Origin of the sequence: Streptomyces ureilyticus, from assembly GCF_011045025.1 — a bacterium.
Lineage (GTDB): Bacteria > Actinomycetota > Actinomycetes > Streptomycetales > Streptomycetaceae > Streptomyces > Streptomyces ureilyticus.
Genome location: NZ_JAAKZX010000259.1, coordinates 1 through 11777 on the forward strand (window position 1 = coordinate 1; position 11777 = coordinate 11777).

An 11777-nucleotide genomic window follows, 5' to 3' on the forward strand; every position below is an offset into this window, starting at 1 on the left:
TGGACGGAGTGCAGAAGCCGTCATGGGCCTGGGGGTTCGCCGTAACCTTGCCGGTGCCGGGAAGATCCAGGCAGAAGCCGTACTTCTTGTTCACGAACAGCACTCCGCCCTTGGGCATTTCGGAATTGCCCTCCGACTTCGAGGGCTCCGGCGGCTTCGGTTTCGGTGCGGGGGGTGGCGAGGCCGAAGCGGAGGCCGACTTCGATGGCGAGGCAGACGGCGACAGCGACGGCGACGGGTTCGTGGACGGCGAGAAGCTCGGTGCGGGCCGGAGGTCCATAGGCGACCTGTCGATGCCGTTGCCCGCATTGGCGGCTTGTTCCTGCTTGTCTCCGCCTCCCGCTCCGCCGTCGCCCAGTGCCCACACCGAGCCGAAGGCGAGTGCCGCCACGGCGACGCCCACCGCCCCGATGACCAAGGGACGCTGGAGCAGGCTGGGCGCCTCGTACTCGTCGTCCGACTGGGGCCGTGCCTTTTTGCGGCTGGATTCCCCGGCGGCGGGGGCCGGGCTGTGAGCCGGAGTGACCTGTCGCCCCGCGGGCTGCGGTATCGCGTCCGCCTCGGTTCCGCCAGACCCGGCAACCCCTAACCCTAAAGGCCCTGCGGACCGGGCAGCCTTAGGCTCCCCTTCCTGACGCCGCTCCAACAGCCTGCTGGACCCATCCGGCGCCACCTCGACAATCGCCACATACCCCGCGGACGGGTCGGAGATCGCCGCCTTAACGGCGGCGCTCCGGCTGCGGGCGTATCCGTGCAGTGTGTCCAGGATCGCGATGTCGACCGACTCGCCCGGCATCACCGGCACGGGCTCGCCGTCGACGGCTGCGGAGCCGTCCGCGGAGATGACCACGGCGAAGTGGGAGGACGACCCGGACCCTTCCCCGGCGCGCCCCAGTCGACCGTCCCCGTCCCCGGGGGCGAGGGGTTCGTTCCCCGTGATCGACTTGTCCGCTCCTTCACCCCGGATCATGTCCATCCCTTCCGTACGCCGTCGGCCGGGTGGCCTCGTGCGAGCCCGCCTCAGCCCAAAACGTTGAAAGCGGCCTCAAATGATCACAAAGAAGGCACCACGGCCACCCCCTGCGCAACACAGGCAACGGGCGCCCGAGTAAAACAGCCCAGCCCCACCAGACACCAGTTTTGTTACTGATTCCTAAACAACCGTGAACGGAAATGAGCCATCAGTTCGCGCCTGCCGTGACATACGCCGTGAAGGCGCACAATTATCCCCCGTGCCTCGCGGCAGCGCGGCCGGCCATGTCGGTCACGTGACGTGAACACGGCCGACAGGGCGGTCGGCAAGGCGCCGGGCGCGGCCCTTTACGAGGCTGTCGGGTCTGCGGGGCCTGCCGGGTCTGCGGGGCCTGCGGGTCTGTCGAGCCTTGCGGCCGAGCGCGGAGGCGTGCGCGACGTCGGCGGCCAACTGGTCGTGCAGGCGTACGGGTAGGTACTCGCCCGGACAGGCCCCACCCACCGGGCCTTCCGGCCGGGCCGGTCAGCGCGGCGGAAGCGGCCGGCGGGGCAAGGGCGCGAAGGTGCGAGGTCGACGCCTTGCCCCGCTCAGCAGTGCTCAGCTCTTCCGGAAACTCCACTCATGGTCGTCGGCGGCATTGCAGCCAAAGAGCGTGGCGTTGGCGTACTTGACTTTCTGGTCCGTCCTGGCCACGTCGAGACACAGGTCGCTGCTCTTCTGGTTGCGGATCCAGTACGTGCCGTTGGGGCGCTTGTCGAACCACCAGAGCTGGTTGTCTTCCTTGATGCTGGCGTTGCATATGGCCACGTCCACCGGTGACGTCACTTGAGCGGAGCCCTGGCCTGTCGGTTCCAGGCAGCGGCCGGACTTGATGTTGCGGATCAGGTACAGGTCGGCTCCGCGGGTGCCGCTGCCCTTGGAGGCCGGGTGGATGAGCCACTCCTGGTTGTCGGTGGACGGAGTGCAGAAGCCGTCATGGGCCTGGGGGTTCGCCGTAACCTTGCCGGTGCCGGGAAGATCCAGGCAGAAGCCGTACTTCTTGTTCACGAACAGCACTCCGCCCTTGGGCATTTCGGAATTCCCCTCCGACTCCGAGGGCTCCGGCGGCTTCGGTTTCGGTGCGGGGGGTGGCGAGGCCGAAGCGGAGGCCGACTTCGACGCCGAGGCAGACGGCGAATTGCTCGGCGACGGCGACGCGCTGATGGACGCGGAATCGGTCGGCGCGGGGCTGAGCGCCGGCGGAATCTTGTCCTTGTCCTTGTCCTTGCCCTCGGCCGAGCCGGCGGCGCTGTCCTGGGCCTTGCCGCCCCCCGAGCTGCTGCCGATCAGTATGAGCGGAACGACGACGGCTGCCGCCACGACGACGCTTACCACCCCGACGAACCATGGTCGCCTGTGCAGTGCGGGCGCCTCGTACTCGTCGTCCGACTGGGGCAGTTTCCTGCCGCGGCTGGAGCCCTTGTCGAGGTCCGGGCCGAGAGCCGGGGTCGAGGCCCGCTGCGGCTGCGCAGGCTGGGCCATCATGTCCGCTTCGGCATCGTCGATCCCGGAGATGCCGGGGGACCCGGGATCGATGCCGGGGAAACCGTGGTCCTCGCGACCGACGCCGGGGTGGCCAGGATGGCCGGGGTAGCCGGGGTCCTCGTCATCCACGCCGGAGAAGGGGGAGGACCCGGGACCGAGGCGGGGGAAGCCAGCGTCTTCGTGGTCGACACCGGGGTAGCCCGGATCCTCGGCATCGGCCCCCGATAAGTCGGCGTCCTTGGCGTCGAAACCGGAGAACTCGGCAGACCCGGCGGATCCGGCAGAGCCGGCGGATCCGGCAGGCCCGGCAAGCCCGGACCCGGTTCCGGCGGCCCCAGCGGATCCGGCGGCCCCGCCGGCCCCGGCGGCGGGCTCCTCATCCCCGGCCAACTCCTCCTGGTGCTGCTCCAGAAGCCTGCTGGAACCGTCGGGCGCGACCTCGACGATCGCCACGTAACCCGCGGACGGGTCGGAGATGGCCGCCTTCACGGGGGAGCTCCGGCCGCGCGCATACCCGTGGAGCGTGTCCAGGATCGCGATGTCGACCGACTCGTCTCCCACAACCGGCACGGGTACGCCGTCAATGGTGGCGGAGCCGTCGGCCGAGATGATCACGGGGAGGGGGGAGGACTGCTCGGACGTCTCCCCGGGGGCCACGTGCTTGTCCTCCGTGCTCGGCTTGTCCGTCTCGTCGCCTTCTTCACCCAGGCTCATACCCATCCCTTCCTGATGTTGCCGTCCGCGTGGCCGCTGTCCGGGGCCGCCGTGTTCCCTCAAGCGGTCACAGACGGTACGTCACAGCGATCCCCGCACACCGCAACGGGCTCCGGGGCGAAACAGTTCAACTCCGCGCCCCTACCGGACAATTGCCTCGGGCGGTCCGGCCGCACGTAGTCCGTTCCGTCGATCCGCGAACAAAAGTGAACCGTATGCACGCTTTTGACGTGGGGACGGCTACGGCGGCCTCCAGGTCCCCCTCGTTCCTCGGTGGCCGGCCGGCCCTGCCGACCGTGTGACGTGAACGCGGCCGGCAGGGCCTCCTCCGTACGTGAAGGGAGCGATCGCATGACGGCTATTCAGTCCAAGACCAGCCGCTCTTCGACGATTTCGACGACCCCGAAGATCTCACCCTCGACGATCTCGAAGGCCTCGAAGCCTTCCGAGTCTTCGAAGACGGATACTCCTGAGCCGGGTGTGCGGGACGACGCCTCGTTCCCGCAGACGCAGGACGTGTTCGTCGGTGTACTCACGGCACTCCGGCGGGCCGTCGCCACGGGCGACGGCAGCCACAGCCTCACCGTCATGGCGAACACGTCCAACAACCGGGTGGTCGGCAAGGCGCTGGGCGCAAGCGTCTCAGCAGCGTTCGACGACACCGCCGAGACGACAGCCGATACGTTCGACTAGGCCCTGTCGGGCAAGAGTTGGTCTGGACTGCCCGACGTCAAGGCCCCCGAGGTGCTCTCAAGTACTGCCCTCGAGCGCTTGGCGGCTTGGACAGAAAGGGCACACCTGCGGTTACGGATGAGTACGTTCCGTGGAGGATTACGGTGTCGCAGTCGACTGTATGTAGAATGCACCCAGTGAGCGCAACCCATGAAGATTCCGTGCGCTTTGCGGTGCTGGGGCCGGTCCGGGCATGGCATGGCGAGCGGGAACTGGACTTAGGTTCGCCGCAGCAGCGGGTGGTACTGGCGGCGTTGTTGTTGCGTCACGGGCGTCCCGTCACGGTCGGCGAGCTCGTCGACGCGGTCTGGGGCGAGGAGCCACCGGCGGCAGCGGTGTCCGTTCTGCGTACGTATGTGTCGCGGTTGCGCAAGGTGTTGGAGCCCGGGCGTGAGGCGGGTGAGTCTCCGCAGGTGATCGTCTCGGCCGCGGACGGATATCTGGCCCGCATCCCGGACGATGCCCTGGACCTGCGAGTGTTCGAGCAGCGGGTCGCCGAGGCGAAGAAGCTGCGCGCCGCTGACGGCGCGGACGGGGTGTCTGCCGCAGCGGACTTGTTGCGTGCCGCGCTCGGCGAGTGGGAGGGAACGCCGCTGGCGGGGCTGCCCGGCCCGTTGGCCGAGGCTGAGCGCTCCCGGCTGAACGAGGAGCGGCTGAACACGCTGGAGTCCCGGTTGGACCTTGATGTCCAGCTCGGGCGCCACGGTGAGGTGATCGCGGAGCTGACGTCGCTGACCGGTGAGCATCCGTTGCGGGAGCGGCTGTGGCAGCTGCTGATGCTGGCGTTGTACCGGTCGGGGCGACAGGCCGAGGCGTTGGCGGCGTACCGCAGGGCACGGAGCACTCTGGTGGCCGAACTGGGCATCGAGCCCGGTACGCAGCTGCGGGAGCTGCACGACCGGATCCTGGCGGCCGACGCCGCACTGGACCTGCAGCCCTCCCCGCCAGTGAGGGACCCTTCCCCGCCGCTGGAGGACGCATCCTTGCTGCTGGAGGACGCCGACCCGTCGGCGGATCCGGCCGTCTCCCCCGGCGCGAACGCGGCCCGCCCCGCGCAGCTGCCCGCCGACCTGTCCACCTTCAGCGGCCGTCGCGCCGAACTCGACCACACACGAGCCCTGTTGCCCGACGAGGCAGAGCACCCGGCCACGATGGTGATCAGCGTGATCTGCGGTATGGCCGGCATCGGCAAGACCACCCTGGCGGTGCACTGGGCCCATCAGGTCGCCCACCGCTTTCCCGACGGCCAGCTCTACGTCAACCTGCGCGGCTTCGACCCCACCGGCTCGGTCGTGTCGCCCGGGGACGCCATCCGCTCCTTCCTCGACGCGCTCGGCGTCCCGCCACAGCGCATACCCGCCAGCCTCGACGCCCAGGCAGCGCTGTACCGCAGCCTGCTCGCCGACCGGCGCGTGCTCATCCTCCTCGACAACGCCCGCGACACCGACCAGGTACGCCCCTTGCTGCCCGGCTCCCCCGGCTGCCTGGTCATCGTCACCAGCCGCAACCAGCTCACCGGCCTGATCGCCAACGACGGAGCGCATCCACTGACGCTCAACCCGATGACACGCACGGAAGCGCACAGCTTCCTGGTCCGCCGCCTCGGCGCCGGACGGCTGGTGGCGGAACCACAGGCGGTGGACGAGATCATCGCGCGCTGCGGTCGGCTGCCGCTGGCCCTGGCCGTCGTCGCCGCCCGGGCCGCCACCCATCCCGCCTTCACGCTCAGCGCCGTCGCCCAGGAACTGCGCGACAGCCAGGGCAGCCTCGACGCCTTCGCCGGGGGCGAACTCGCCACAGACGTACGAGCGGTCTTCTCCTGGTCGTACGAGGCCCTGTCCACCCCGGCCGCCCGGCTGTTCCACCTGCTGAGCCTGCACTCCGGACCCGACATCTCCGCCCCCGCCGCGGCCGCCCTCGCCGGGCTGCCGCTGCGCGAGGCACACGCCCTGCTCGCCGAACTCACGCACGCCTACCTGCTCACCGAGCACTCACCGGGCCGCTACGCACTGCACGACCTGCTGCGCGTCTACGCCGCCGAACGCGTCGCCACCGAAGAGACCCCGCAGGAACAGGACCGGGCCGTCGAACGGCTCCTGAGCTGGTATCTGCACACCGCGGACGCCACCTACCCATTCCTCGCCCCGCAGCGTAGACGCGTACCCCTCGGGCCGCTGCCTCCCGGCTGCCGCCCTCTGGCGTTCGCCACGCACGACCAGGCCCTTGGGTGGTGCGAGACCGAACGGGTCAACCTCGTCAACGCCGTGCACCAGGCCGCGATCCGAGGCCGGCCGGACATCGCATGGCGCCTGCCCGCCGTTCTGTGGGGGTTCTTCTACCTCCGCAGCCATCTGCACGACTGGCTCTACGCCGCCCGAACAGGCCTTACGGCCTCCCACGGCGCCTCCGACCGCAGGGGCGTGGCCTGGGGCCTCGGGGACATGGCCGCGGCTCTGACGCACATGCGCCAGTTCGACAAGGCGATCGGCCACCTCAGGCAGGCGATGGCCCTCTGCCGGGAGCTCGGGGACACGTACGGCAGGGCCCAGGCCCTGAGCAATCTGGGCAACACCTACCTCCATGCCGGCCGACTGGACAAGGCCGTGGAGTACAGCCGCCGCGCGCTGGCCGTCGACCGGGCCCTCGGCAACGCCTGGGGGGAGGGAATCGACCTGGCCAGCCTGGGCGACGCCTACCAGCGGCTCGGCCGGTTCGAGGAGGCCATCGAATGCCTGGAGCAGGCGCTGACCGTGCTGCGTGCCATCGGCAACCGCTGGTTCGGCGGTGTCACGCTCGACATCCTCGGCACGGTCCACCACCGGCTCCACAACGCCGACGCCGCGATCAGGTACTACCACCAGGCGCTTGAGGCCCATCGAGACGTCGGCAACCGATGGGGCGAGGGCCACACCCTCGGCCACCTCGGCGACGTCTACCAGGCCGTCGGTGCGCAGGAGGCGGCCCACACCAGCTGGCGGCAGGCACTGGCGATCTTCCAGGAGTTCGGTCACCCGGACGCCCGGGAGATCAGGGAGAGACTGCACAGCCTGGACACCGGTACGTTCAGGATCCGTATCTCGCGGGGCGACAACTCCTCGGCGCCGGTCGTGATACCGAACAGGTGACTCCTTCATCGCTGACCTTGCCAGACCATGCCTGAGCTTGCCGACCGGTCTACCGCGTGCGTCTGCAAGTCCTGGCGCCGGGGGCCGGCGTCCAGGGTCTGGTCGCCCGGGGCACGGTGACCGACACGGCTTGCGCACGACTGCCACCGCCGCCGGGCAGATCACACCCGCTCCTGCGCATGGGTGCGTACCACTCGACCCCGTCAATCCCCTCAACGTGCGGACACCTCCGGCAGTGGGCCTCGCCGTGCCCCCTCCTGGATCACGGCGCGGATGAATTTGACACGGACGGGAGCTGAGAATGGTTCAACTTCTGTTCTGTGTCAGTCATGTACTTCGCGGTCGCGCGAGAGGGCGGCAATGAACATCGACGTTCTCGGCCTTCGGGCCCGCAACCGGGTCCGGCTCGGGGCCGCTCACACCGGACCGCGGGCCGAGCCGCCGGTGTCGGCCGAGTTGCCGACCCAGACGCGTCCGTGCGTCTTGTTCCCCAGGGTGACGGCGTGCTCGGCATCGCCGGCGCCCGCCACCCCGGAGACCCGGTCGCCGTGGTCGGCGGGAGGGGACTGCATCGCCGAGGCCACGACTGCCGCGACGACGAGAACGACCAGCAAGACCGTCAACAGAACTGGGTGTCTGCGCATACAGGATGCCCCTCTGGTCGGGCGGGCACTGGGGCGCGGGCACCGGGGGCCGGCGATCAGGGATCAGGCGGTGCCCGCACGTGCACGACGGAGGCGCGGCACGGACGGTTCACGAGGTGAGCGGTTCGGACACCGAATCCCGGTTCTGGCGATGCGGTATCGGCCCTTGAGAGACGGCGGACGATCCCGAGGGGACCCGCGGACACGGCGCACGCGGGCACGAATGGAGTGCCCAGTGATGAACCGTTCATCCCGGCCGTTCGTTGTTCGTCACGTCAGCACTCCGACCATGAGAGAGGGGCACCATGGCCACTCCCGCCCAGCGTTCCCCAGGCTCCGAAGACAGGACGCTGACCAAGCGGCCTCCTGGCGGCGGGGACTTGGTGCAACAGCTGATTGATCTGGATGAAAGGGCAGCACGCAGCAGAGAACGCCGCAGGCGCTTGCAGGACGGGCTACGTCGCCTGTGGAGGTTGATGCGCTCGGCGCTCGGCGGGCGAAGCGCCTCATCCGCCGGTGGGAGGGAGACCGACGGATTCGGCCAGACCGAGGCCCGGCCGGAGCCCCGCCCGGCTGTGGAGCGGACGGCGCCCGACCCGGCGACGATGGGTGAGCAACGCGCGCAGGCCGACACCTGGAAGCCGGTAAGTCGGAGGATGGGACGCCTCGAAGAGCGGGTCCGCGAACTTCCGCATCTCGCTCGAGAAGCCTTCGAGGATGCGGTTCTGAAACGGCTCAGGACGGATGACAACCTCCGGCAGCAATTCGACGCACATCCCGAGAAGTTCCCGACTGTCGCGAAGTACGCGAGCAACGCGCAGACAAGGGAGATTTTCGACGCGGCAGCCAAGGAGATGCAGTTCGACACCCCCAGTCAGGCCGAGCGGGCCACGGCGTTGGAAGCGGAACGTCGGACCGCGTTGGGCCAAGCGCTGGGGTCGGTCGGTCCGGAGCAGCTGGCCGAGGCTGAGCGGGCGGCGTGGGCTCAGGAAGCGGAACGTCGGACCGCGTTGGGCCAAGTGCTGGGGTCGGTCGGTCCGGAGCAGCTGGCCGAGGCTGAGCGGGCGGCGTGGGCTCAGGAAGCGGAACGTCGGACCGCGTTGGGCCAAGTGCTGGGGTCGGTCGGTCCGGAGCCGCAAGCCGAGACGGTGGCCGAGCGCTTTGTGCGCTCGGCGCAGCAAGCTGACGAGGCGTCCCAGGTCCGTACGGAAGGTGATCGTGTTGAGGCCGGGTTCACGGTCAGCCTTGCGGGCGGGAGTGAAACTGATCACCTAGCTGCGGCCAAAAGCATTTCGGGGGAGCTAGACCGTGCCACGGAAGCGTTGGCGGAAATCGAAAGGAGGATGTCGAAGGCCGCGGGAGTTGACCCTATTCCCGCACGACTAGGCGCGCCGGGGGCTCCGGAAGCGACACAGGAGTCGAGCTTTCAATTCAGCCCCAGTATCAGGAATCTTGACGGGATTACAAATTACGCACCACACTTCGCCGAAGGAAACCTACGCATGGCGAATTCGTCGGACACTCCGGTTTCCCCGTCATCGGCGGCCCCTCACTCCCTGCTCGGCGCCCAGGGCATGGAGCTTGTAGGCCTAGAGGTCCGCGCAACTTACAGGTCGACCGATACGAATGACACGCCGTCCAAAGGCTCCGATCTATCTCGGCCGGCGGTCCAGCAGCCCGGCAACCCGCAGAGGGGCAAAGGCCCCGGCCCCGGCCGTTAGCCCAGCAAAGCGACCCACCCCAGCTCTTCGATCACGTGGCGCACCAAGGTCGTACTCTTTCGGTGCTTGTGGGCGAGTGTGCAATTTTTGCGTTCTCGATGAGACGGTTCAACACTCGATGTCGATGTCGATGTCGGCTCATTCCACCTGCCGCAGTCCATCAAGTCCGCCAATGCCACGGGCCGCGCCGGCTTTCCGGCGCGGCCCGCTTCCTGGCCCGTTACTGTCGTTGCTGTCTACGAGTCAGGGCCCCTCATATGGGACCGATGTGGCTCAGCCCGCCTCGCGGTACGCACGGCCGTTGGCGGTCGGGTTCGTACCGTCGTAGAGGCCGGTCGGGCTGGTCTTGGTGCCGAGGGTGAACCACGCGTACCGCTGCACGAAGTCCAGGCTCTCCAGCATCGTCGCCGACGACTTGATGAAGGCGGTCTGTTCCTGCTCGTTGGGGTAGCGGGGTTTGCCCTGGGAGAAGTCGATGAGGCCGTACTCGGTCAGCCAGATCGGCTTCTTGTAGCGCTCGTGGATGCGCTGCAAGTAGCCGGCGAGCTGGTCGGTGGCTGCCGGGCCGAAGCCGGAGCCGTACCAGTGCACGGGGATGAAGTCGACCCGCAGGCCACGTTCGGCGGATCCCTTCATGAAGCGGTCCAGCCAGCTGTCGGGTTTGTCGGCGTCGGTGGCCACCGCCGGGGCTCCGAGGGGCAGGCCGGTCTTCTCCAGTTGGGGCCACAGATCCAGGGCCTGTTCGGGGGTCATGTTGGCCTGGCTGGGCAGGTCGGGCTCGTTGAAGGTGAGGAGGTTCTTGCCTTCCTGCTTGGCCTTGCCCAGCTCGGCGTCGTTGACCGACTCGGGGCCCCAGATCGTCGGGACGAACTCGACGCCTTCCGGCTTGGCGACCTCGCCGGTGGAGGAGGCCCAGTTGTGGTACCAGGACGCGCCGGACTCGGCCAGCGCCTTGTCGGCGCCGTCGAAGGGGTTGAGGTTGATTCCCTTCTTGCCGACCGCGGGCGCGGGGTCGCCGGGGTTCGGGTCGCTGGGAGTGGGGTCGGGGCTCGGGTTGGGGTTGGGGTTCTCGGGAGTGCCGTTTCCATGGAAGGTGACGGTCATGCCCTTGCACTTGCTGCACTGACGCATGACCTGGTTGCCCGATTCGGCGTCGTGCTTGGACCACGAGTAGGCCTTGGGGCACTTCTGGGCGAGCGCATCGCTGTAGGCGGTCTTCGCGTCCCGGTTCGGGTTGACGCACACCAGCGGCTTGCCCGTGGCCTGGTCCTTGGTCAGGTTCTCGGGCGGGCAGGCGGCCAGCAGATCAGTGGCGCAGCCCACCTCGGCGCACTCCCCGCCGTCCTCGGGCGGCGGCACACCGTCGGGGGTGATGGTGATGGGCGTCGATACGGCGTTGACGTAGCTGACGTCGTACCAGGGTGCCGCTGCGTCGCGCGTATCGAAGTTGAACTCGGCGAGGCTGGTGGGCTGTTCCCCGGTGGAGCACCGGTCGGCGTACGGCCCGCAGTCACCGACGGCGCAGTGGAACGTGCTGCCTTCCTCACCGGTGCAGCCCTTGCGGGGGAAGAGCGTGCCGCGCCAGTGCCCGGCGCCCGAGTTCTCGGGGATGGTGATCTTGGCGGACTGGCCCGGGTCAAGCGTCGGCAGCCCGGTGAGCGGGGCCGAGCCGTCGGCGCTGGCCGAGCTGCCGACCCAGATACGCTCGTCCGTCTTGTTCTGCAAAGTGACGGTGTGCTCGGCATCGCCGGCGGCAGCGGCCGGCGCCTCGGCGATGCTCTCGCCGGAGCCACGGGAAGCGGACTGGATCGCCGGGATTGTGGCTGCCACACCGACGATGACCAGTAAGAGAACTAGGAGAAGTGGTCGTCTGCGCATACATGCCTCTCAAGTCGGGCTCGTGTCGGATCGACGATCAGAGCGTGTGTCGGATCGTCGATCAGGCATCGCCTGCGTGCGCACGACGTGTGCGCGCGGCAGACGGTTCACTGGGACCGGCTTGGGTCGACGAGGCAGCGATTAACGGCCTGAAGGCACCTTCCGTGAGGCCGGCGGTGCCGAAGCGATCTGTTGGTTATTGTCCAAGAAGTGATCGCAGCCGTCGACGATTCCTTGCGATTCGCTGTCAATCTTGCCCACAAGGCGGCTGAACGTGCCGTGGCTGTATGTGCCCCCAACGGGATTCGAACCCGTGCTACCGCCTTGAAAGGGCGGCGTCCTAGGCCGCTAGACGATGAGGGCTGGGGCCTGCCTGGGCGCCTCACGGCGCGTCGGGGACGTCAGCAGCATATGGGAGTCGGGGGGTATCGGCAAAACGGGTTAGGAGGAGGGAGTGGGGGAGGCG

Annotated in this window: 6 protein-coding genes, 1 tRNA gene and 1 pseudogene; 3 read left to right on the forward strand and 5 right to left on the reverse strand. The window is 68.6% G+C overall.

Annotated features, from left to right (window positions below):
• Both G6048_RS42400 and G6048_RS48960 read right to left on the reverse strand, forming a co-directional pair.
• Window positions 1-970 (reverse strand): annotated as a pseudogene (locus G6048_RS42400) (hypothetical protein); the annotation flags it as partial.
• Window positions 971-1570: 600 nt separating this feature from the next.
• Window positions 1571-3211, reverse strand: a complete 1641-nt coding sequence (locus G6048_RS48960; protein WP_206342820.1) for an RICIN domain-containing protein — start codon at window positions 3209-3211, stop codon at window positions 1571-1573.
• A gap of 351 nt (window positions 3212-3562) precedes the next feature.
• Between G6048_RS48960 and G6048_RS42410 the strand changes: the two genes are divergently transcribed.
• Together G6048_RS42410 and G6048_RS42415 are read left to right on the forward strand one after the other, a co-directional pair.
• The gene (locus tag G6048_RS42410; protein ID WP_165344946.1) at window positions 3563-3904 is read left to right on the forward strand and encodes a hypothetical protein; all 342 of its coding nucleotides are present in this window, start codon (window positions 3563-3565) and stop codon (window positions 3902-3904) included.
• Window positions 3905-4080: 176 nt separating this feature from the next.
• Window positions 4081-7068 (forward strand): AfsR/SARP family transcriptional regulator, encoded by a 2988-nt coding sequence (locus G6048_RS42415; RefSeq protein WP_328828593.1) that lies wholly within the window; start codon window positions 4081-4083, stop codon window positions 7066-7068.
• 416 nt (window positions 7069-7484) lie between these two features.
• Here the strand turns inward: G6048_RS42415 and G6048_RS42420 are convergent, their stop codons facing one another.
• Entirely contained in the window at window positions 7485-7691 is a 207-nt protein-coding gene (locus tag G6048_RS42420) for a hypothetical protein (protein ID WP_165344948.1), read from the reverse strand.
• Window positions 7692-8095: 404 nt separating this feature from the next.
• Here G6048_RS42420 and G6048_RS51215 point away from each other — a divergent pair, with 404 nt between their 5' ends.
• A complete protein-coding gene (locus G6048_RS51215; RefSeq protein ID WP_165344949.1) occupies window positions 8096-9433 on the forward strand; it encodes a hypothetical protein in 1338 nt (445 codons plus the stop codon).
• Window positions 9434-9706: 273 nt separating this feature from the next.
• Here G6048_RS51215 and G6048_RS42430 read toward each other — a convergent pair whose 3' ends face one another.
• Entirely contained in the window at window positions 9707-11263 is a 1557-nt protein-coding gene (locus G6048_RS42430) for a glycosyl hydrolase (RefSeq protein WP_328828596.1), read from the reverse strand.
• A 338-nt stretch (window positions 11264-11601) separates the two neighbouring features.
• Window positions 11602-11674 (reverse strand) — tRNA-Glu (locus tag G6048_RS42435).
• Window positions 11675-11777 lie beyond the last annotated feature (103 nt).

What these genes read in the sequence shown, in the direction of transcription:
- G6048_RS48960 (WP_206342820.1), bottom strand. Translation starts at nt 3,211, where the DNA reads ATGAGCCTGGGTGAAGAAGGCGACGAGACGGACAAGCCGAGCACGGAG.
- G6048_RS42410 (WP_165344946.1), top strand. Translation starts at nt 3,563, where the DNA reads ATGACGGCTATTCAGTCCAAGACCAGCCGCTCTTCGACGATTTCGACG.